Here is a 21,716-nt window from a genome sequence, read left to right on the forward strand (position 1 = left end):
TGACTGAATTTTAAAAATTCACATTGACTATTCACCATTCGTTATTCTGTTCTTAAAGCTTCGATAGGCTTTATTCTTGAGGCCCTGTAAGCCGGAACGAATCCCGCAATCAAACCTGAAAAAACCAAAGCAATAAATGCCATAAAAATAGTTCCCCAGCCAACGCTTGGATTTTTAATAAAATATTCTTCAAGGCTATCTCCGATCAAATGTAAAGTCAAAACACCGATTCCAACTCCTACAAAACCCGAAACGACGGTAATCACCACACTTTCCTGAACAATAAGAGCAACGATACTTTGTGGTTTGGCACCAATGGCTTTTCTTACGCCTATTTCTTTAGTTCTTTCTTTTACGATATACACCATGATATTGCTGATTCCGATAATTCCGGCAAGTAAAGTTCCCAACCCAATGAAGGTTACAATTCCTGTAAGAACCGCCATAAACATAAAGGTTTCATTCATGTTTTGGGCATTATTCCAGACACGCACTCCATTTTCGTCATCAGGAGAAACATTTTTTCTGGCTTTAAGCCTTTCTTTCAGTTGATCTCCATATTTTATAGCCTCAGCCGGCTGCATATTTTCGTTATAAGCAATGTAAATTGTACTTACCGTATCCGAACCTTTTTTCATCTGCTGCAACGTGGTAATGGGAATTGTTATATGCCTTTCGTCCCAATCGCCTCCGTCATCAGAAAACACACCGACAACCTTAAACATGGTTCCATTGATATCAAGATCTTTCCCGACAGGGCTGCCATTTTTTATTAAATCCCGTTGCACCATTCTTCCAATCACAGCAACATTTTGCTTTCTTTCTAAATCTCCAGGCGAAAGGTAACGACCTTCAAGCATTTTTCTGTTTTCAATATATTTTTCTTCCGTATCGGCTCCGTTGATTTGATACGAACCGCTTTCTTTTCCGTATTTTACCAATAAATTTGCTGTATATCTTGGCGTAGAATATCCTACTTTCTCTTTGTCGCTATCAATCAGAAAATCATAATCATCATTATTCATCGTTACCGTTCTGTTAGATTGAAGGCCTTTATAAGCGACTGTCGTATTTCCTGTAAAAATAGAAATCAGATTTTGAGCATCTCTCGCAAAACCTTCCGTAAAAGCATTCTGCAAACCTTTTCCGATCCCAAAAAGAACAATAAATATAAAAAGACCCAAAGCAACGGTAAATCCCGAAAGCACCGTCCGCAATATGTTACTGCGAATAGAACTGAATATTTCCTGCCAACGATCTAGGTCAAACATATTTTTTTTGATTTTTATAATGTCAATTAGCTTTGCTGTGAATCTTCTTTGAAGTCAATTGTGAATTTTAAAATATTGTTATCTTAAATTGACTATTACTTGCGAAACAAAATTGACTATCCACTATTATTTTTTTAACTTTTCAACATACCACTTAATAAAATGAAAGTTGCTTTTATTAATTTTCCTACTTTTTCTAAATTTTCTCTTTGCATATAATTACATTCAATAATTATATCAAAACATGAATCTAATTCTATTACCGAACCTCTATATCTTTTTCTTTCAATTTCAAATTTTCGGGAACATCCTTCTGTAATATTTAATACTACTGAAGTTGAAGCTCTCCGTATTTGATCTGTTAAACTAAATCTTTCATTATCAGGAAGCCTGCTTAAAACTTTATAGCTTTCAAATCTTAACTCTCTTGCTGATTTATAAACATCAAGTTTATAATGATTGAGATTTAAAAACATTTTTTTTCTTTTTAAAATTCATCCGTGTTTATTTTATAATTATTAAAGGTTGCTTTTAAAATTCACTTGCAAAGCAAATTGACCATTCACAATTCACCTTTAAAGTACAATCTGCTTTATAAACTCATCACTTTCAATAATTCCGTCTCGCAGAATCACGTTTCTTTTAGTTTGTGCGGCAACGTCCGGCTCATGAGTCACAACAATGATGGTTTTTCCTTCATTATTAATATCCTGAAGAAGTTTCATAATATCATGCGTGGTTTTGGAATCTAAAGCTCCAGTTGGTTCATCAGCTAGAATAACTTTAGGATCTGTAATCAACGCTCTTGCAATGGCAACTCTTTGCTTTTGCCCACCTGAAAGTTCGTTGGGAAGATGTGTTGCCCATTGCGCCAAACCTACTTTTTCCAAATATTCCATAGCTCTTTGATTACGCTCTTTTCTCGGTACATTTTGGTAATATAAAGGAAGAGCAACATTATCCAAAGCCGTTTTGTATCCTATCAAATTAAAAGATTGGAAGACAAAGCCTAAAAACTTTGAACGATATTCGGCAGCTTTTACTTCATTAAGATGCTCGATTGGAATTCCGTCCAGCTCGTATGTACCGCTGTCTTTTTCATCCAAAATTCCGATAATATTCAGTAAAGTAGATTTTCCGGAACCCGAACTTCCCATAATAGAGACAAATTCGCCCTCAGAAATATTGAGGTTGATTCCCTTGAGAACGTGAAGCTTACTTTTCCCCGTGTCGTACGATTTATGTAAATTCTGAATTACTAACATTAAGTGACTGCTGTTTTTGTTTCCAATAAGTAGCATCTATTTTCGATTTGTTACAAGTTTATTAATTTCTTTAAATAATTTATTGTTTAATATTCAACTAATTAAAATACAAATATTTACATAAAGCCGTTTAATTCTAATCTTTACAGAAGTGCCATTTTTGTGACTTTAGTATCTCTAAATCAATATCAGAGCGAGTTTCATGTAAATGTGGAAAACTTTTAAGGTTAAAACTCAACCATTTAGTCTTTAGCCCTTTTAAAATCAGTCTGCGTTGTCTAACTTTGTGCTTCGCACGCTACAAGAGATGAATGATTGTTCCCGTTGATAAGTTTCCAATACAACTTTCAACGACCCAGAAAGTTACCGCCTCTTGAATTTTATGCACAGTGATCAATTTTTATAATTTTTTAAAGACATTACAATTTTAATATGGGAATTTTTGATAAAAGAGTAAGCTACAAGCCGTTTGAGTATCCTGAGGTTCTTCAGTTTGTAGAAGCCATCAATAAGTCATTTTGGGTACACTCGGAAGTTGATTTCACGGCAGATGTTCAGGATTTTCAGTCACAACTTGAGCCGCACGAAAAAAATGCTGTAAAAAACGCACTTTTAGCTATCGCCCAGATTGAAGTTTCTGTAAAATCATTTTGGGGAAACTTGTATCACCACCTTCCAAAACCTGAGCTGAACGGTTTGGGATCTACATTTGCAGAATGCGAATTTCGTCATTCGGAAGCGTATTCGCGTTTGCTGGAAGTTTTGGGTTACAACGAAGCATTTACGCATGTTGTAGAAGTTCCTGCATTGAAAAAGAGAATCGAATTTTTATCCAACGTTCTGAAGCATGCCAATTCTGCAACACCTAAAGAATATGTTTCGTCGCTGTTGTTATTCAGTATTCTGATTGAGAATGTGTCTTTATTTTCACAGTTTGCGATCATTTTGTCTTTCACAAGATTTAAAGGTTTCATGAAAAATGTTTCAAATATTATTGCTTGGACGTCTATTGATGAGCAGATTCATGCTAATGGTGGAATTTATCTGATTAATAAAATCCGTGAAGAACAGCCGGATCTTTTAACAGATTCTGATATTGAAGATATTTATACTTTGGTAGACCAATCCATCGAACTGGAAGGAGAAATCCTTGACTGGATCTTTGAAATGGGCGAATTGGATAAATTCTCAAAACAAGATTTAATTAACTTCATGAAATATCGTGTTGACGAAAGTTTAACTAAAATCAATATGGAAAAACGTTACAATACCACTGCAGAACAATACAGCCCGATGAAATGGTTTGAAGAAGAAGTTTTCGCTAATTCTATGGATGATTTCTTTGCAAAAAGACCGGTGGATTATACGAAGCATGATAAGAGTATTACTGCGAATGATTTATTTTAATTAAAAAGCGCGAGCGAAGCGAGCGGCAAAACAGTTAGTATTAGAGATCTGTCATTCCGAACGAAGTGAAGTGAAGAATCTCAAGCTTAATATTCTTAAAACTTAAAAATCTTAATGGTTAAAATTAAACATTAAGATTATAAAAGATTGCTTCGTTCCCGCAATGACTAAAAAAACAAAAATATGATCAACGTCATCGTAAGTTATACCGTAAAGCCTGAATTCGTTTCAGAAAACAAAAGCAATATTCAAAAGTTTCTGGAAGACTTTAAAAATTTAGATCAGACAAAATTTGAATATAAAGTTTTTGTAAAAGAAGATGGTGTTACGTTTTTGCATTATTCAAATTATGAAAATGAAGAAGTGCAAACTGAGGTTTTGAATATTCCGTCTTTCAAAGAATTTCAGAGATTGAGAGACGAAAGTGGATTAAATGATTCTCACAAAGTAGAGTTTTTAAAATCTGTTTAAAATAAAGGCGCGAGCGAAGCGAGCGTCGAAACAGTTAGTATTAGAAAATGTTATTCTAAACGAAGTTTACGAAGTGAAGATCTCAAACTTAATATCTTAACCTTAAATTGACCTTAATGGTTAATTTTGAAACATTAAGATTTATTCAGTTATTAAGAGATTCCTCGTTCCTCAGAATGACAATGCTTGAAAACCGTTCTCAATTACGGTTATAAAGAAAAACAAAAACCGTCTTAGCCCTGATTGAGCGGTCTGTCTGAGCTCTTTTTCTTGACAAAGAAAAAAGCGAGTAGCGAAAGCAGGTACACAAGTGAAAAGAAAAACGAAATTTTCTGCTCATAAAAATTTTAACAATACAATGTACACTGTACATTTTTACAATATAAACTATGGAAGAACAAAGCAATATCTGGTGGCTCAACGAAGAATCTGAGCAAATGTTGAACAGAGGTTACCTATTGAAAGGAGAAACCGTAGACGGAGCAATCGACAGAATCACAACAGCAGCAGCAAAAAAATTATACAAACCCGAACTACAACCCGCATTCAAAGAAATGATCACCAAGGGATGGATCAGTTTCTCGTCGCCAGTTTGGGCAAATATGGGAACGCAGAGAGGTCTTCCAATCTCTTGTTTCAATGTTCATATTCCGGACAGTATCGAAGGAATTACTCACAAAATGGGTGAAGTGATTATGCAAACGAAAATCGGGGGCGGAACTTCAGGATATTTCGGGGAACTTCGTAACAGAGGAACGGCAGTAACCGATAATGGAAAATCTTCGGGAGCGGTTTCGTTTATGAAATTATTTGACACTTCTATGGATGTCGTTTCTCAGGGTGGTGTAAGAAGAGGTGCTTTTGCGGCATATCTTGATGTTGACCACGGCGATATTGAAGAATTTTTATCAATTAAAGACATCGGAAGTCCGATTCAGAACCTATTTACCGGAATTTGCGTGCCAGATTACTGGATGCAGGATATGATTGACGGTGATGCCGACAAGCGTAAAATCTGGGCAAGAGTTCTAGAAAGCCGCCAGCAAAAAGGTCTTCCGTACATTTTCTTTACAGATAATGTGAACAGAAACAAACCTCAGGTTTATAAAGACCTTGGATTAACGATTAATGCGAGTAATCTTTGTTCGGAAATCATGCTTCCGTCAACTAGAGAAGAGTCTTTCATCTGTTGTCTGTCGTCTATGAATTTAGAATTATACGATGAATGGAAAGATACAAACGCAGTACAGTTGGCGATCTATTTCCTTGACGCTGTTTTATCTGAATTTATCGAAAAAACGGAAGGAAATTATTACCTTCAAGGAGCAAGAGACTTCGCAATGCGCCACAGAGCACTTGGATTGGGAGTTTTGGGTTATCATTCTTATTTACAGAAAAACATGATTCCGTTTGAGAGTTTTGAGGCGACTCAGTTTAATGCAAGAGCTTTCAAACATATCAGAGCTCAGGCAGATATTGCTTCAAAAGAACTGGCCAACATCTACGGAGAACCTGAATTATTGAAAGGTTACGGAATGAGAAATACTACAGTAATGGCAATTGCTCCAACGACTTCAAGTTCGGCGATTTTGGGACAGACTTCTCCTGGAATTGAGCCTTTTGCTTCAAATTACTATAAAGCTGGTTTGGCAAAAGGAAACTTCATGCGTAAGAATAAATATCTTGCTAAATTATTGGAAGAAAAAGGTCTTGACAATGAAGAAACATGGAGAACGATTATGTTAAACCACGGTTCTGTTCAGCACTTGAATGAATTAACTGACGAAGAGAAAGCAGTATTCAAAACATTTAAAGAAATTTCTCCGATGGAGATTATTTCTCAGGCTGCACAAAGACAGCAGTATATCGATCAGGCTCAGTCGCTGAATTTACAGATTCCTTCTACAATGCCTGTAAAAGACGTTAATTATCTTTACATCGAAGCTTGGAAAAAAGGAGTAAAAACATTGTATTATCAAAGAAGTTCATCTGTTTCTAAAGAAATGATGGTGAATTTTGTAAGCTGCTCGGCTTGTGAAGCGTAATTAATATTTAAAAATATAATAGAAAACCGTGGAACTTTTTCTGCGGTTTTTATTTTATATTTGTTATAATAAATCTGCAATCTAATTCCTAAACTTACAAAGCATGAAATTCGGACAAGTAGAAGATCCTTCACAAATAGATTTTACCTTACCAAAAGATCATCCAAAAACCAAAGAAATTTTAAAGCAAAATAAAAAAGGGCTTGAAAATATCTCAATTGGTTGCGCAAAATGGAATAAAACAGATCTGAAAGGATTTTATCCAAAAGGAACAAAAGACGAATTGACATATTATGCAACTCAGTTTAATTCTATCGAATTGAATGCAACTTTCTACGGAATGCCGACTTCCGAACAGGTTTTGACATGGAAAGAGAAAACCCCTTCAGATTTTAAGTTTTTCCCGAAAATCACCAATACCGTTTCACATTTCAGAAGGCTTTTGAATATTGATGATGTGGTCACTCAGTTTGCAACGGCTGTTCTGAATTTTGATAAAAAACTGGGAATGGTTTTTTTACAGCTTCATGATAATTTCAAACCAAAAGATTACGAAAGATTGGAACAATTTGTCAACAAATGGCCTAAAGAAGTTCCTTTAGCCATTGAATTGAGAAATACAGAATGGTTCACCGATGAAGAGATTTTCGATAAAACCTGCCAGCTTTTTGAGCAAAATAATATTACCAATATCATTGTAGACACAGCCGGAAGAAGAGATATGCTTCATATGCGGCTCACAACACCAAATGCGTTTATAAGATACGTTGGTGCCAATGCCGAAAGTGATTATGAAAGATTAGACGACTGGCTGGAACATTTGACAAGATGGAAAAAAGAAGGCCTTCAAAATCTATACTTCTTTGTGCATCAGAATATTGAAAAAGCGTCACCGCTGCTTTCCGCTTACTTTATTAAAAAAATAAATGAAGAATGGAATACGGAATTGCCAATTCCTAAAATGGGACAGGAAAATATGCCAAGCTTGTTTTAAAATTATTTTCTCCGCAACATTAAAACCACATTCAGAAATATCAAAAGGAAAATAAGCACAATCCAGATACCTTGCTGCATATTATCAAATTTGTAATTTTCAATCTGCTTTTTTGCCTGTTTTGAAAGCTTTTCGCTTTGGTTGATGTAGTTTTGAACTTCCACCACCTGATCCATATTTTTATTGGGAATCGCATGTTGTGAAAAATAAACCATATTCTTTCTTCCAAGATAACCTGCAACCCAATATTGATCGGACTTTGCCAATTTTAGATATTCAATTCTGTAATGCTCAGGACGAATTTTACCAATATGTTTTGTCTCAAAAGTTCCGCTTTTATCAAGATTGTTTACATTAATGACATAAAAATCTAAAGGCTGAGGCAATTTATTGATCACCTGAAGCGAAACAGAGTTATTTACAATTCCGATCGAACTTTTCTTGACAAACCAATAAGTGAATAATGATATCGAAAAAACCAAAGTCACAATCCTGAAAATTTTCGCGCCCACAGCAGCTTTCCCTGATTTTATCTTATATAAAAACAGAGAAATAATTAAAGAAATTAAAATGACGAAAATAATAAATCCCATGCTGCAAAGATAATCATTAGAGATCTTTTGAGGGAATGTTAATCAACATTCCATTCTTTATAAAACTGGTCGAGGAAATTCAGCATATATTGATGCCTTTGTTCGGCTATTTTTTTTCCTTCATTGGTATTCATTAAATCTTTTAATAGCAAAAGTTTTTCATAAAAATGATTGATTGTGGTTCCGTTTGATTTTTTATATTCTTCTTTCGACATATTCAGTTTTGCCTCAATATCAGGATGATACATCAGATTATTTTTAAAACCTCCGAAATTAAAGGCTCGCGCAATTCCGATGGCTCCGATGGCATCGATACGATCTGCATCCTGTACTATTTTCAGTTCGATCGGCAAATCTTTAGGCGCTTCTCCTCTATTTTTGAACGAAATATTTTGAATGATAAATAAAACCTGCTTTATAATTTCTTCATCCACATTTTGGCTTTCTAAAAAATCTTTTGAAATTTTTAAAGCTAAAGTTTCGTCACCATTATGGAATTTTGGATCAGCAATATCATGCAACAATGCTGAAAGCTCGACAACATCCTGATTACAATTCTCGGTTTTAGCTATTTTTTTGGCAAGTTTCCACACTCTTTCGATGTGAAACCAATCATGTCCGGCTTCCGCACCTTCCAGTTTTTCTTTTACAAATTCTACCGTATTTTCTATTGTACTGCTCATTTATTGAATTTCGTTTAAAATAATATTCCAGAGTTTTTTATTGTAGCTCCTAAAAAAATTAACATGTCCTATTTCGCCTTTTTCAGATTCTGACGTTTTTACCAGCCTGTAATTTGGCTTCAGATTCGGATAAGTATCGTTCAGCAAAGATTTAACGCCTCTTTCTATAAGCCAGGCATCATCTTCAGCCTGAATTACCAATACTTTTTGCCTTAAATTTTTAGAATAATCAATCGTTTTCTCTAATAATTTATTGGTTGATTTAGAATTCAAAATTAAGGTTCTCCAGTCATAAGCGCAATTTTTTGGAAGACTTTCTCCAAGTCCAAACCAATGCGACGGAAAATAGCCCAAAATCTCGGTAAATAAAGGCTGGGCAATTCCAAAACCAAGCGTGGCTTCAACTTTTGTCCGCCATTTAAGGTTTCCAACAAAAGCATTTTGAGTTCCTACAAAAATAAATTCATTGAATATTTCAGAATCGCGATTCATTCCCAAAATCAAAGCACCAACCGAATGCCCCAAACAATATTTTTGATAATCCGGATAATTTTCAATAATATATTGTGTCAAAGCTTTATAATCTTCGCTGCCCCAACTTCTCATTGATGCATCGCAATTTTTCATTTTTTCGGGCTTTGAAAGGCCAATTCCGCGATAATCATAAGTAATGACAGTAAAGCCGTTTTCAGCAAAAAACTGAGCAAAAGAAAAGTAAACCTGCTGCTTCACACCCGTTGCCGAATTGATCAGAAGAATCTTTTGATTGCTTTTTTCCGGCTTAAAAAGGTGAGCGGTAACAGAAGTATTAAAAATCAATTTTTCCATGGACTTAAAAAATAAATATCCACTTCAAAAGTGGATATTTCTGTTGTATAATTTTGTTGATTTCTAAACTTTCAATATGCATCAAATAATTGTCATAACAATTCGGAAAGTTTTGGAAGCGCTGTTTGTGCGCCTTTCCCCAAAGATACTTTTGATGATACTTCGTTCCCGAATTTCACACAATCTTCTATCGAATTACCATGACACAGCGCGATGGCAAATCCTGAAGTAAAAGCATCGCCCATGCCCATTTTATAAACCATGCTTTCGTCTTCGTCTCGGAAATATTTCATTTCAGTTCCGTCAAAATAAATCGTAGAATTGGTCTCATCTCTGATGAAAACTTTATTAAAATATTTTTTCAGGACTTTTTCTTTTTGATCTTCGCCAAAAATGACAGACAATTCGTTACTTTTAGCAACAATAAAATCTACATTATCTAAAATTTCGTTACTGAGCGGTCTTCCGGGAGAAGCGTATAAACCAATCAGCTTACCATATTTTTTTGCTTTTTTTATCGTAAACTCGATTACATTCATAGGAATCTCCAACTGAAGCAGCACAAGATGAGACGCATAAATATATTTGTCGGCATCTTCAACATTTTTTTCGCTGAGATAATTGTTTGCTGCCGGCACCACTACAATTGCCACCTCGCCATCCGTACTTGTAACATAAGCCGTTCCTGTAGATTCTTTATCGGTTTCTGCTACGAAGCCAACATTTACATTTTCGTTGACGAGATTTCGCATGATTTGCTGGCCAAGTGGATCCATACCTACACAGCCTATGAAATAGACATTGGCGCCAAGCCGGGCAGTTCCTACAGCCTGATTGGCTCCTTTTCCACCAAAATAATTTTCAGAATTGTGCGCTAAAACCGTTTCATTGGAAAAAGGTATTTTTTCCGTATATAAAACCAAGTCCAACGAGCAGCTGCCTACGACAATGATTCTGGGTTGTTCTGAGGAAAAGTTCATATTTTAATCTTTTGTTTAAAGATAATATTTTTTAATTAACCAATATTTCGATAAACTCGGTGACTATTTTTACAGGTGCATTATTTTTATCAAATGCAATATAGCTGGCATAGAAACCTTCTCCATATCCTGTTTCAAAGGCAAAAATAGTTCCCGGAAGTTCTTCCGAAGGTTTTAAAAAAGCATATTGATCTATTGCGCCGTTTTCATCAAAAAAATATTCGTGGAAGAATTCTTCGTAAATCCCTTTAAAGTCCACTCCTTTTCTGCGATACAGCATTTTTTCAAGATCGTTCAGGCTTTCCTGAGTTTCTACATCCATAATACATCCCATTCCGCTTTCCACAGGATAACCGAACACTTCACCTTCTGCCAGATCTTTGATATTCTGAGAATCTGTCGTCGCCAGTTTCCATGAAGATATTTCGGAATCGCTGAAAATTATCTCCGCATACGCCACACAATTGCTTTCTCTTTCTTTGTGTAGTAAAACCGTAAAATCACCTTTTGGGAATTGAGTAGAAAAAGGCTGCATATCATTCGTTATTAAAGGATCGCATGCAACCAGCTTTCCGGTCGGAAGATAAATTTTCCCAACTTCAAAACTTTCCAATAGCGGACTTTCTACAAAGTCTTTTGAAAAAAGTTTTTTTATGTTTTCTAAGTGTGTCATTTTAATTTTTAGGTTAAGGTTGACGCTAAGAATTAAGAATTATTTCAACCTTAGCTTAAGTCTCAACCTCAGTTACAAACTCTTCAATTTCTCCTCTAAAATCGCAATCTTATCTTGCGCATCTTTTTGCTTTTTGCGTTCAACTTCAACGACTTCAGGTTTTGCGTTGGCAACGAATTTTTCATTGGAAAGCTTTTTGTCAACAGAAATCAAAAATCCTTTCAGATATTTTACTTCTTCTTCTGTTTTCTTTTTTTCTTCTTCTAAATCTAAATTTTCGCTTAGCGGAATTGAAACCTCTGTTGATCCAACCAAAAATGTAAAGCTCGGTTTATCAGTTTTTTGTCCGAAGTGAATTTCAGAAACATGAGCTAATTTTTTAATAACTGCTTCATTTTCAAACTGATTTGCATTGGTATAAACTTCCGCAGCTTCTCTTGGCGAAATCCCTTTTGTCTGACGATAATTTCTAATTCCCGAAATCAATTCTTTAGCCGTTTCGAAGTTTTTAATTTTTTCTTCATTAAACTCTTCCGCCTTTTTCTGCTGAGCAATTACCAGCGCTTCCTCAATATTTCTTTCAGAAATCAACTGCCACAATTCTTCCGATAAGAAAGGCATAAACGGATGCAAAAGCTTCATCAATTCTTCAAAGAAAATAATCGTCTGATCATACACGTCTTTAGAAATACCTTCTCCATAATTTGGCTTTATTGCTTCCAAATACCAACCGCAGAAATCGTCCCAAATAAGCTTATAAATTAAATGCAAAGCGTCAGAAATCCTGAATTTTTCAAACTGCTGATCGATTTCGATAATTGTTTTATTTAATTGATATCCAAACCATTCAATAGCTTCGCTGTCGGACGTGTTGATTGGTTTATCTTCTTTATCCCAGTTTTGAATCAATCGGAAGGCATTCCAGATTTTCGTCATGAAATTTCTTCCCTGAAGCATCAGATCTTCATCGAAAAGTAGGTCATTTCCAGCCGCAGAACTTAGTAAAATCCCAACACGAACTCCATCAGCACCATATTTATCAATCAATTCTATAGGATCGGGCGAATTGCCCAATTGTTTAGACATTTTTCTCCTTTGCTTATCTCTTACAATTCCTGTAAAATAAACATTTTTGAACGGAACTTCTTTTCTGTATTCCAATCCTGCCATGATCATTCTGGCAACCCAGAAGAAAATAATATCCGGACCTGTTACCAAATCTGAAGTCGGATAATAATAATTAATATCTTTATTTTCAGGATCAAGCAAGCCATCAAAAACCGACATTGGCCACAACCATGATGAGAACCAAGTGTCCAAAGCGTCTTCATCTTGTTTTAGGTTTGAAATTTCAAGATTTGGGTTTTGAGTTTTTTCTTTAGCTAAAATTAAAGCTTCTTCTTTTGTTTCAGCAACTACAAAATCATTTTCTCCGTCTCCATAATAGAAAGCGGGAATTTGCTGTCCCCACCACAATTGACGGGAAATATTCCAATCGCGGATGTTTTCCATCCAATGTTTGTAGGTATTTTTAAACTTTTCAGGATAGAATTTTACTTCATCATCTATTACAACATCCAAAGCCGGCTTTGCAATTTCAGACATTTTTAAAAACCACTGAACAGAAACTTTCGGCTCAATAACGGCGCCCGTTCTTTCAGAAGTTCCTACTTTATTTACATAATCTTCTGCCTTTAGCAAAAGACCTTTTTCTTCCAATTCTTTTGCGATTTGTTTTCTTACGTCAAATCTATTTTTTCCTGCATAATGTAAGCCGTGCTCGTTCAGATTTCCTTCATCATCCAAGGAATCGATCATTTTCAGCTGATGCTTTTGGCCGATTTCGTAGTCATTCACGTCATGAGCCGGCGTTATTTTTAAAGCACCTGTTCCAAATTCTATATCAACATATTCATCTTCAATAATCGGGACAATTCTATTTACAATCGGTACGATTACATTTTTACCTTTCAGATGAGCATATCTTTCATCGTTTGGATTGATGCAAACGGCAGTATCTCCAAAAATGGTTTCAGGACGCGTTGTAGCCACCGAAAGAAACTCTTCTGTACCTTCGATTTTATATTTAAGGAAATATAATTTTCCGTTTTGTTCTTTAAAAATTACTTCTTCATCAGAAATATTCGTTTTTGCCTCAGGATCCCAGTTTACAACTCGGTAACCTCTGTATATCAATCCTTTATTATAAAGATCAACAAAACTTTTTACCACCTGCTGAGAAAGCTTTTCTTCCAGTGTAAAACGTGTTCTGTCCCAATCACAAGAGCAGCCCAGCTTTTTCAGTTGCTCAAGAATTGTTCCGCCGTATTTATCGGTCCATTCCCAAGCGTGTTTTAAAAACTCTTCACGAGTAATATCTGATTTACTAATTCCTTCAGATTTCAGCTTGGCAACAACTTTTGCTTCGGTAGCAATCGAAGCATGATCAGTTCCCGGAACCCAACAGGCATTGAAGCCCTGCATTCTTGCACGGCGGACCAAAACATCCTGAATGGTATTATTCAGCATATGCCCCATGTGAAGAATTCCTGTGACATTCGGCGGTGGAATTACAATTGTATAAGGCGGCTTTTCGTTTGGTTCTGAATGAAAAAACTTATTTTCAAGCCAGAATTTGTACCATTTTTGTTCTGTTTCCTGTGGATTATACTTTTCTGAAATCTGCATAAATTCTAATTTCTTTAACTTATAATTTGCAAAAATAGTTTAAAGTAAAAAAATGTAAGCATTAATTAAAATAATTTTTAACTTTGTTTCTCAAAAATTATCTAACAAACATATTAACATTCAAGAATATGAAAAATTTATTTGCAGGAATTGCATTATTCGGAACTTTTGCGTTGGCTTCTGCGCAAACAATTACATTTGATAAAACCACTTACGATTATGGTATGATTAAGCCAAACTCTGACGGTCACAGATTTTTCACCATTACAAACACTGGTGACAAACCTTTGATCCTTTCAAATGTAAAGCCAGCTTGCGGCTGTACAACTCCTGAGTGGAGCAAAGACCCGATCATGCCAGGTAAATCTACTAAAATTAAAGTTGGATATAACACTGCAACTGTTTCTCCATTCAACAAAATGATCGAAGTATTTTCTAACGATCCTGTGAACAGCAGAAGTGTAATCTACATCAAAGGTGAAGTAAGCCCAAACGCTCCTGAACCAAAACCGTTAACTGCAGCTGAAGAAAAAGCAGCAGCTAAAGCAGAAAAAAAAGCAGCTAAAATGGCTTCGAAAAAATAATTTTTACTCAAAAAATTATTAAACCGTCTCAAATGAGGCGGTTTTTTTATTACATTTAATGTTGAATTGGCTGAATTTTGACCAAACTAAACATCAGAATGTAATCTTCACAATTATAAATATATGAATATCAATTTCTCAGATGATTTTAAGATCAATGGAAAATTTTCAATAAAAAAAGTTCCAACAGAATATAAAGGAAAGCTAACCAAAGATGAAGGAGCTCAATTGCTGGTTCAGGAAAAAGAAAAACTACGCGAGCTGCAGGAGAAACTGTATGCAGACGGCAGCAAATCACTTTTAGTCGTATTGCAGGCGATGGATGCAGCCGGAAAAGATAGCTTAATTGAGCATGTTTTCGGTGGCGTAAATCCTCAAGGTTGTAGCGTTACAAGCTTTAAAACGCCAAGTTCGAGAGAATATTCTCATGATTTTCTTTGGCGACATTTTTTAGCAGTTCCACAAAAAGGAATGATCGGAATTTTCAACCGTTCGCATTACGAAAGTGTTTTGGTCTGTAAAGTGCATCCGGAATACAATTTAAATGAAAAAACATGGGATTCTGTAAAAGATTTTGATAATGAATTTTGGACAAACCGTTATGAAAGCATCAAAAATTTTGAAAAACATCTTTCCCAAAACGGAACCACAATTATTAAAATTTTCCTGAATATTTCAAAAGATGAACAAAAGAAAAGGCTTCTCGACCGGATCAACGAGCAGGAAAAAAACTGGAAATTCTCCGCAGCCGATCTGCCCGAAAGAGCTTTATTTGACCAATATATGGATTCTTATGAAACTGCAATAAATGAAACTTCAAAAGAGCATGCGCCTTGGTATGTAATTCCGGCAGATAATAAATGGTTTGCAAGATTAGCAGCAATAGAGATCATTATTGAAACTTTAGAAAAAATGAATTTAAAATTTCCTGAACTTTCAAAAGAAGGCAAAACTAGTTTGGATGAGGCCAAAAAGCAGTTGGAAAGCGAGTAGAATATTCAATTAGAACTAAAGATATATAAAAGTAAATTGCCACGAATGCACGAGTATAAATAAAAAGTCTCTAAAATATTCGTGTATTCGTGGCATTTAATAAAAAATCACGAGAAAATCTATAAGCCGGATTTTGTACTTAAAAAGTGCCTGTTATTTATCTGCGTTTTACATTGCTGCAAAAACTTTAGCTGATTACCCCTCGGCTTTCAGAGCGAGCCGCCCCTATTTTCATTGCTGAAAAGAACCGATATACTTATCATTGCACCGCAAAGAGTTTACCTGGTTTCACTACAGCCGAACTGTACCTGCTTTCTGTTGCACTTGTCCTACCCTCACGGGTGACGGATGTTATCCGCTTTGCTGCTCTATGGTGTCCGGACTTTCCTACCCTTACCGAAGTAAGAATCAACAAGCCGACTTTCTCGTGAATGCAAAGATACGGAATTGCACGAGATAAGGGTGAATTGTAAGTGGCTAATTCACTTGGTTATCAATTTAAAACTTTGCTTTTAAATTTTGGAGGAATTCACGATTGACTTACGAAGTAAAATTCACAATTGACTAATAAATTATTATCTTCGTGTTTCTAAATATTTATTTTGATTTCTAAAGAGAAAGAGTTTGCGCAGCTTATAAAGGATAATCAGGGCTTGATTATTAAGGTTTCGCGGCTTTATACCAATTCTCTGGAAGATGAGGAAGATCTTTTTCAGGAAATCGTTTTACAGCTTTGGAGAAGTTACGATTCTTTTAAAGGAAATTCAAAAATTTCTACCTGGATGTATCGGGTGGCTCTCAATACCGCAATTACACTTTTCAGAAAAAAAAGCAAAAGCTTGCCAACCAACGAATTGGATATTAATCATAGAGATTTTGTAGAAGATGATGACGATAAGCAGCAGCAGATTTCTTTGCTTTATACCGTCATAAAAACTCTGCCCAATGTAGAAAGAGCTATTGTGATGATGTATCTGGATGATTTGCCTTATAGGGATATTGCAGAAAACCTCGGAATTACCGAAGTGAATGCGCGCGTGAAAATGAACAGATTAAAAAAAACACTTAAAGAACAGATGCAAAAATATGCCTGAATTTGATTTACACAGCCTTAAAAAAGCTTGGCAGGAACAGCCTGTTCAACAGAAATATGACGATAATGAGATCCTGAAGATGCTCAACAGAAAGTCGCGCAACTATGTGAAATATATTTTTTGGATCAGCGTTGCCGAATTTTTATTTATTACAGCAATTGGATTGTTTTATATAATTCAGGGGAAAGAATCTAGTTCATATCTGAAAATTCTCGAAAGACTTGGCGTAAACAAAACTTTAGAGCTGGAAACAACTTTTGACAATGTTTTTTTGGTGCTGAAAATCTTAAGCTTATCAATAACAGCTTACTTTGTATATAAATTTTATCAAAACTATAAGGGTATAAAAATTGAGGAAAATCTCAAAAGTTTCATCCTTAAAATTATTAATTTCAAAAAAACAGTGAATGCTTTTATATTAATTAACATTGTTTTATTAATTACCGTTACTTCAATTTTTACAATTTTTGTTTTTTACATTGTCAATATACAAAATGTGGAAGTCAGCAATTCTTCACTTACAGGTTTTATTGTCGGGATTATTATCAGTACTATTCTTGCGGTGCTGATGGTTTGGTTGTATTACAGAGTAGTTTATGGAATTATAATCAGGAAACTTGATAAGAACCTAAATCAGCTTAAGGAAATAGATTCTCAGGAAAACTAAAAATATTAAATTTAAATAATCAAAGAGCATTTCACATTTGAAATGCTCTTTTGTTTTTTTATATAAACATATTTTTTTACAATAATTTGAATTAAATATAATTAAAAGACATTAAAATTACGAAAATAACATTTCTGTGACTTTAGTCACCTTTTTTTTGCAATTATTATCTTTAGTTTTACCCACACAAATAAAAATCAAAAAAATTATACAAATGAAAAAATTATTACTTTTAATATTACTTACTTTTCAGTGTTCATTTATTTTTTCACAAAACTTTTATGATCAGAATACAATACAGGAAATCAGGATTACATTTACTGATCCAAATTGGAACAATACATTAATAAATGCAAAAATAAATGGTTTAGGATATGTACCTGCGCAATCAGTATCTATCAATGGTACAGTTTTTCAAAACGTCGGAGTGAAATATAAAGGGAATAGCTCTTTTAGAAACACTTTCGCAAAAAACCCTTTTCATATTGAATTGGATACTTATCAGGATCAAGATTATAATGGGATAAAGGATATTAAATTAAGTAATGTTTTGATCCATCATTTGTGAGAGAAATAGTTTCATATGACATTATAAATAAATATATGCACGCCCCAAAGGCAAACTATACTACTGTGTATGTGAATAATGTTTTAATAGGATTGTATGTGAATACAGAAGCTATTACTAAAAAATTTGTGAAAGATCATTTCGGGTCTAATAATAATCCTTTTTTTGAAGCTGAAATAGCCGGAGGAGCTTCACCAAATTCTACGATCAAGCCAGATTTGGTTTATTATGGACCAAATCCTGCTGCTTATCAGGGTGCATTTGAAATGAAGTCAGCCACGGGTTGGGATGATCTTATAAATTTCATAGATGTATTAAACAACAATACTTCACAGATTGAAACAGTTTTGGATGTTGACAGGACATTGTGGATGCTGGCATTTAACAACGTAATGGTCAATTTAGACAGCTATACAGGACTCATCAATAATAATTATTATCTATATAAAGATGATACTGGGAGATTCAGTCCGATAGTTTGGGATCTGAATATGTCATTTGGCACATTTGATTTATTGAAATTTAGTACTGTTAGATTAGCATCATTAACAGAGAAAGCCGAGCTGGATATATATGCCCACGAGAATAGCGCTAACTGGCCTCTGATCAGCAAGTTATTATCAAATCCGAGATACAGAAAAATGTATCTGGCGCATATGAATACAATATTAAATGAAAATTTCAGTAATGACTATTATATTACAAAAAGTAATGCATTGCGAACGCTCATAGATACGTCCGTACAAAATGATGTAAATAAATTTTATCCATACACTTTATTTCAAAATGGAATGACAACCAGCACTTTAGTACACGATAATTTTACAGCTAACGGTATTTCAGAACTAATGTCTTTAAGAAAAACTTTTTTACAAAATGACCCTGTTTTATCTTTTACAAAACCCATAATCTCAAATATTACACCTTCTCAGGCTTCACCGTTGATTAATACAAATATATCATTCAAAGCAACGGTAATTAATACAAATAATGATGCTGTATTTTTCGGGCATAGAAACAATCTGAATAATAAATTTGTAAAAGTGCAAATGTTCGACGATGGTGCACACAACGACGATGCTGCCGGAGATAATATATATGGGACTGCACCTATTTTATTAAGTAACGTTACGATGCAGTATTATATTTATGCAGAAAATAATGCAATAGGAGCTTTTTCACCAGCCAGAGCTGAGCATGAATTTCATTCAATAAATGCTACAAATTCTATAAATACCGGAGAAATTAAAATAAATGAATTAATGGCTCAAAATACAACTACAATTTCCGATGTTGCGGGTGAATTCGAAGACTGGATAGAATTATATAACAATACCGCTAATACCATATCTTTAGATGGGCTATTCCTTACCGATAATGCTGCTAATCTACAAAAATGGCAATTTCCAAATGGAATATCTATTCCGGCAAATGGTTATTTAATGATTTGGGCAGATGAAGATCTTACACAAACGGACGGTGTTCATGTAAATATCAAATTATCAGCGTCGGGAGAAAGTGTTATTTTATCCAAAGTTGACGGTACAATTATAGATTCTGTAACTTTTGGAATACAAACTCCTAATATTAGCTACGCCAGAATTCCTAACGGAACAGGTAACTTTGTGCTAAAAAATCCAACTTATAACCAAAATAATGAAGCCGTTTTATCTGTAGGAGAAGCTTCAAATAAAGATAAAATGGTTTTTGTATACCCAAATCCTAGTAATTCTTTAATTAATTTTGTCATAAATAACGACATTATCAATCGAATAGAAATATATAATATGGTTGGGCAAAAAGTTGATGATAAAGTAACAAATTCAAATAAAGTTACTCTTAATATTGAGCATTTGCAGAAAGGAACTTATATAGCAAAAATATATACCAATAAGCAAAATAAAACAGTACAATTCATTAAAAACTAAATTATAACTTTTAATAAATAAAAAATGCATTCAAAATTTGAATGCATTTTTTATTTAGATAATTATATTTTTTAAAGCTCTTTTCTTAATCTTGCAACAGGAATGTTGAGCTGTTCTCTGTATTTTGCGATTGTTCTTCGGGCAATATTATAACCTTGTTCCTTTAAAATAACAACCAAAGCATCATCGGTTAACGGTTTTCTTTTATTTTCTTTACTTATTACTTCCTGAAGATGAGTTTTGATTTCTTTAGTAGAAACTTCTTCGCCATCATCATTGGTCAAGCTGTCCGAAAACAGATCTTTAAGATAAATAATCCCGTTTGGAGTATCTGCATATTTACTTTTTACAACTCTCGATATTGTAGAGATATCGAACCCTGTAATGTCGGCAATGTCTTTCAGAATCATCGGCTTCAGAGACTTATCATCACCTGTAATAAAATAATTATGCTGGAATTTAACAATTGCATTAATAGTTTGCAAAAGCGTGTTCTGACGTTGATTAATTGCGTCAATATACCATTTTGCAGCGTCTAGTTTTTGCTTAATAAATAACGCAGCTTGTTTGTGCTCAGAAGAATTTTTATCGTGAGAATAAGTCGTTAAAATATCTTTATATTCTTCAGAAACCCTTAAAGTTGGTGCATTCTTGCTGTTCAGCATTGGTATTACCTGCCCGTCTTTTACCTGAATTACAAAATCCGGAATGATTTCCTGATTGATGGTAATCGTTTGCGTATCAAAGTTACCGCCTACTTTTGGTGAAAGTTTTGAAATTTCCTCTAAAGCATCTTTCAAATCCTCTTCTTCAATATCATATTTCTGAATGATCTTATTATAATGTTTATTGGTTAAAGCATCAAACTGGAATCTAAGAATATTTGCAGCCAAAGAAACCGCTTTATTTGCACTTACTTTTTTCTCGATCTGCAAAAGAAGACATTCCTGCAATCCTCTCGCTCCCACACCTGACGGATCAAGTTTTTGCACATAATTCTCTAAAATATCTTCAACTCTTTCTTTTGTGGTATAAATTCCCTGAGAAAAAGCAAGATCATCTACAATAGATTTTATTTCTCTCCTCAAATATCCATCAGTATCTAAATTACCGATGATATACTCCGCAATCTTTAAATCTTCATCATTTATATTGATAAGATTAATCTGTTCCATAAGATAATCGTAAAGCGACTGCCCTTCAGTTAAAAGACTTTCATTATCAAAATCTTCATCGTCTGCAGAATAATTGCTGGACGCTGTTTTATAGTTCGGCTCATCATCGTAAATATACTCGTTTACATCAAAATCCGTCTCTATACTGTCTGTACCTTCGCTTTCATAAGATTCTTCTAAAGACGAATATTCATCTTCTTTAGGTTCTTCTTTTACTACTTCTAAGGCAGGATTTTCTTCAAGCTCTTTTTCCAATTCTTCTTCAAATTCCAAAGTATGAAGCTGTATCAACTTCATCAATTGAATTTGTTGGGGCGCCAATTTTTGTCCTAATTTAAGTTGTAAATGTTGTTTAAGCATATTGACTTTTGTTTAACATAACGTATTCTACGAATTTAATAATTTTTTTTTGATAAAAATAATTTTTAGCACGATTTTTGCTATATGTGGTATATTAAATCTCATACTTGTGGTATGAGATTTTTGCTTTTTCATAGAATATTTATTTTCATGAGCTTACACCCGCTTTCACTACTCGCTTTTTTATTCCGAGCAGAATTCTTGCCTTATAAAAAGAGCTAAGACAAACCGTTCAATCGGGGCTTTACAACACATTTAAACTTCGAGAACCCTTGATGAGATTAAACTTAAATGATACTTTACTGAGTATATCCTTTCTACTATAAACAATATTCTTGCTGTCGCAAAATATATTTTCATTTCAGTAAACAATATTTAAATAAGTAAAGTATATTTAGCTACTATAACTCAAATTCTTCTTACATCAAATACTGATAGGTAAAACGTCT

Annotated in this window: 20 protein-coding genes and 1 other RNA gene; 10 read left to right on the forward strand and 11 right to left on the reverse strand. The window is 34.2% G+C overall.

The window, feature by feature from the left end; all coding sequences use genetic code 11:
• Positions 1-41: 41 nt before the first annotated feature.
• The 3 genes from AC6CHK_RS15445 to AC6CHK_RS15455 form a co-directional block, all read right to left on the reverse strand.
• Positions 42-1,271, reverse strand: a complete 1,230-nt coding sequence (locus tag AC6CHK_RS15445; RefSeq protein WP_498097654.1) for an ABC transporter permease — start codon at positions 1,269-1,271, stop codon at positions 42-44.
• A 134-nt stretch (positions 1,272-1,405) separates the two neighbouring features.
• Positions 1,406-1,747: a four helix bundle protein gene (locus AC6CHK_RS15450; RefSeq protein ID WP_498097656.1), complete on the reverse strand. Its 342-nt coding sequence runs from the start codon at positions 1,745-1,747 to the stop codon at positions 1,406-1,408.
• A gap of 99 nt (positions 1,748-1,846) precedes the next feature.
• Positions 1,847-2,536, reverse strand: coding sequence for an ABC transporter ATP-binding protein (locus AC6CHK_RS15455; RefSeq protein ID WP_498097694.1), 690 nt, complete (start codon positions 2,534-2,536; stop codon positions 1,847-1,849).
• Positions 2,537-2,968: 432 nt separating this feature from the next.
• Between AC6CHK_RS15455 and AC6CHK_RS15460 the strand changes: the two genes are divergently transcribed.
• The 4 genes from AC6CHK_RS15460 (at position 2,969) to AC6CHK_RS15475 (ending at position 7,453) form a co-directional block, all read left to right on the forward strand.
• Entirely contained in the window at positions 2,969-3,943 is a 975-nt protein-coding gene (locus tag AC6CHK_RS15460) for a ribonucleotide-diphosphate reductase subunit beta (protein ID WP_498097658.1), read from the forward strand.
• 183 nt (positions 3,944-4,126) lie between these two features.
• Positions 4,127-4,414, forward strand: coding sequence for a hypothetical protein (locus AC6CHK_RS15465; RefSeq protein ID WP_498097660.1), 288 nt, complete (start codon positions 4,127-4,129; stop codon positions 4,412-4,414).
• A 389-nt stretch (positions 4,415-4,803) separates the two neighbouring features.
• Complete coding sequence (locus tag AC6CHK_RS15470) at positions 4,804-6,459, forward strand: ribonucleoside-diphosphate reductase subunit alpha (RefSeq protein WP_498097662.1); 1,656 nt, start codon at positions 4,804-4,806, stop codon at positions 6,457-6,459.
• Positions 6,460-6,562: 103 nt separating this feature from the next.
• Positions 6,563-7,453: a DUF72 domain-containing protein gene (locus AC6CHK_RS15475; protein WP_498097664.1), complete on the forward strand. Its 891-nt coding sequence runs from the start codon at positions 6,563-6,565 to the stop codon at positions 7,451-7,453.
• A gap of 2 nt (positions 7,454-7,455) precedes the next feature.
• Here the strand turns inward: AC6CHK_RS15475 and AC6CHK_RS15480 are convergent, their stop codons facing one another.
• From AC6CHK_RS15480 to AC6CHK_RS15505, 6 genes are all read right to left on the reverse strand, one after another.
• Positions 7,456-8,046, reverse strand: a complete 591-nt coding sequence (locus tag AC6CHK_RS15480) for a hypothetical protein (RefSeq protein ID WP_498097666.1) — start codon at positions 8,044-8,046, stop codon at positions 7,456-7,458.
• A 38-nt stretch (positions 8,047-8,084) separates the two neighbouring features.
• The gene (locus AC6CHK_RS15485) at positions 8,085-8,729 is read right to left on the reverse strand and encodes an HD domain-containing protein (protein ID WP_498097668.1); all 645 of its coding nucleotides are present in this window, start codon (positions 8,727-8,729) and stop codon (positions 8,085-8,087) included.
• Positions 8,730-9,557 (reverse strand): alpha/beta hydrolase family protein, encoded by an 828-nt coding sequence (locus AC6CHK_RS15490; RefSeq protein WP_498097670.1) that lies wholly within the window; start codon positions 9,555-9,557, stop codon positions 8,730-8,732.
• A 92-nt stretch (positions 9,558-9,649) separates the two neighbouring features.
• A complete protein-coding gene (locus AC6CHK_RS15495; RefSeq protein WP_498097672.1) occupies positions 9,650-10,537 on the reverse strand; it encodes a ribokinase in 888 nt (295 codons plus the stop codon).
• A 31-nt stretch (positions 10,538-10,568) separates the two neighbouring features.
• Positions 10,569-11,210 carry a DUF4241 domain-containing protein gene (locus AC6CHK_RS15500; RefSeq protein WP_498097674.1) on the reverse strand — a complete coding sequence of 214 codons (642 nt, stop codon included), beginning with the start codon at positions 11,208-11,210 and terminating at the stop codon, positions 10,569-10,571.
• A gap of 72 nt (positions 11,211-11,282) precedes the next feature.
• Positions 11,283-13,898, reverse strand: a complete 2,616-nt coding sequence (locus AC6CHK_RS15505; protein ID WP_498097676.1) for a valine--tRNA ligase — start codon at positions 13,896-13,898, stop codon at positions 11,283-11,285.
• 128 nt (positions 13,899-14,026) lie between these two features.
• Between AC6CHK_RS15505 and AC6CHK_RS15510 the strand changes: the two genes are divergently transcribed.
• On the forward strand, positions 14,027-14,482 hold the full coding sequence (locus tag AC6CHK_RS15510; RefSeq protein WP_498097678.1) for a DUF1573 domain-containing protein: 456 nt from the start codon (positions 14,027-14,029) through the stop codon (positions 14,480-14,482).
• A gap of 123 nt (positions 14,483-14,605) precedes the next feature.
• A complete protein-coding gene (locus tag AC6CHK_RS15515; protein WP_498097680.1) occupies positions 14,606-15,475 on the forward strand; it encodes a polyphosphate kinase 2 family protein in 870 nt (289 codons plus the stop codon).
• 106 nt (positions 15,476-15,581) lie between these two features.
• Here the strand turns inward: AC6CHK_RS15515 and rnpB are convergent.
• Positions 15,582-15,903: RNase P RNA component class A (rnpB, locus tag AC6CHK_RS15520), an RNA gene on the reverse strand.
• Between the two features lie 174 nt (positions 15,904-16,077).
• Here rnpB and AC6CHK_RS15525 point away from each other — a divergent pair.
• The 4 genes from AC6CHK_RS15525 (at position 16,078) to AC6CHK_RS15540 (ending at position 19,732) form a co-directional block, all read left to right on the forward strand.
• Entirely contained in the window at positions 16,078-16,569 is a 492-nt protein-coding gene (locus AC6CHK_RS15525; protein WP_498097682.1) for an RNA polymerase sigma factor, read from the forward strand.
• The gene (locus AC6CHK_RS15530; RefSeq protein ID WP_498097684.1) at positions 16,562-17,236 is read left to right on the forward strand and encodes a DUF8845 family protein; all 675 of its coding nucleotides are present in this window, start codon (positions 16,562-16,564) and stop codon (positions 17,234-17,236) included. Before AC6CHK_RS15525 ends, AC6CHK_RS15530 begins: the two co-directional genes overlap by 8 nt.
• Before the next feature lie 214 nt (positions 17,237-17,450).
• On the forward strand, positions 17,451-17,804 hold the full coding sequence (locus AC6CHK_RS15535; RefSeq protein WP_498097686.1) for a hypothetical protein: 354 nt from the start codon (positions 17,451-17,453) through the stop codon (positions 17,802-17,804).
• A 35-nt stretch (positions 17,805-17,839) separates the two neighbouring features.
• Positions 17,840-19,732, forward strand: coding sequence for a CotH kinase family protein (locus tag AC6CHK_RS15540; protein ID WP_498097688.1), 1,893 nt, complete (start codon positions 17,840-17,842; stop codon positions 19,730-19,732).
• Between the two features lie 71 nt (positions 19,733-19,803).
• Here the strand turns inward: AC6CHK_RS15540 and rpoN are convergent, their stop codons facing one another.
• The gene (gene rpoN / locus AC6CHK_RS15545; protein WP_498097690.1) at positions 19,804-21,267 is read right to left on the reverse strand and encodes an RNA polymerase factor sigma-54; all 1,464 of its coding nucleotides are present in this window, start codon (positions 21,265-21,267) and stop codon (positions 19,804-19,806) included.
• Between the last annotated feature and the right edge of the window lie 449 nt (positions 21,268-21,716).

Source organism: Chryseobacterium sp. GQ58 (assembly GCF_059758895.1).

Bases quoted from the DNA above. Each gene is read 5' to 3' on its own strand.
- AC6CHK_RS15445 (WP_498097654.1), bottom strand. From the start codon at position 1,271: ATGTTTGACCTAGATCGTTGGCAGGAAATATTCAGTTCTATTCGCAGT.
- AC6CHK_RS15450 (WP_498097656.1), bottom strand. From the start codon at position 1,747: ATGTTTTTAAATCTCAATCATTATAAACTTGATGTTTATAAATCAGCA.
- AC6CHK_RS15455 (WP_498097694.1), bottom strand. From the start codon at position 2,536: ATGTTAGTAATTCAGAATTTACATAAATCGTACGACACGGGGAAAAGT.
- AC6CHK_RS15460 (WP_498097658.1), top strand. From the start codon at position 2,969: ATGGGAATTTTTGATAAAAGAGTAAGCTACAAGCCGTTTGAGTATCCT.
- AC6CHK_RS15465 (WP_498097660.1), top strand. From the start codon at position 4,127: ATGATCAACGTCATCGTAAGTTATACCGTAAAGCCTGAATTCGTTTCA.
- AC6CHK_RS15470 (WP_498097662.1), top strand. From the start codon at position 4,804: ATGGAAGAACAAAGCAATATCTGGTGGCTCAACGAAGAATCTGAGCAA.
- AC6CHK_RS15475 (WP_498097664.1), top strand. From the start codon at position 6,563: ATGAAATTCGGACAAGTAGAAGATCCTTCACAAATAGATTTTACCTTA.
- AC6CHK_RS15480 (WP_498097666.1), bottom strand. From the start codon at position 8,046: ATGGGATTTATTATTTTCGTCATTTTAATTTCTTTAATTATTTCTCTG.
- AC6CHK_RS15485 (WP_498097668.1), bottom strand. From the start codon at position 8,729: ATGAGCAGTACAATAGAAAATACGGTAGAATTTGTAAAAGAAAAACTG.
- AC6CHK_RS15490 (WP_498097670.1), bottom strand. From the start codon at position 9,557: ATGGAAAAATTGATTTTTAATACTTCTGTTACCGCTCACCTTTTTAAG.
- AC6CHK_RS15495 (WP_498097672.1), bottom strand. From the start codon at position 10,537: ATGAACTTTTCCTCAGAACAACCCAGAATCATTGTCGTAGGCAGCTGC.
- AC6CHK_RS15500 (WP_498097674.1), bottom strand. From the start codon at position 11,210: ATGACACACTTAGAAAACATAAAAAAACTTTTTTCAAAAGACTTTGTA.
- AC6CHK_RS15505 (WP_498097676.1), bottom strand. From the start codon at position 13,898: ATGCAGATTTCAGAAAAGTATAATCCACAGGAAACAGAACAAAAATGG.
- AC6CHK_RS15510 (WP_498097678.1), top strand. From the start codon at position 14,027: ATGAAAAATTTATTTGCAGGAATTGCATTATTCGGAACTTTTGCGTTG.
- AC6CHK_RS15515 (WP_498097680.1), top strand. From the start codon at position 14,606: ATGAATATCAATTTCTCAGATGATTTTAAGATCAATGGAAAATTTTCA.
- AC6CHK_RS15530 (WP_498097684.1), top strand. From the start codon at position 16,562: ATGCCTGAATTTGATTTACACAGCCTTAAAAAAGCTTGGCAGGAACAG.
- AC6CHK_RS15535 (WP_498097686.1), top strand. From the start codon at position 17,451: ATGAAAAAATTATTACTTTTAATATTACTTACTTTTCAGTGTTCATTT.
- AC6CHK_RS15540 (WP_498097688.1), top strand. From the start codon at position 17,840: ATGCACGCCCCAAAGGCAAACTATACTACTGTGTATGTGAATAATGTT.
- rpoN (WP_498097690.1), bottom strand. From the start codon at position 21,267: ATGCTTAAACAACATTTACAACTTAAATTAGGACAAAAATTGGCGCCC.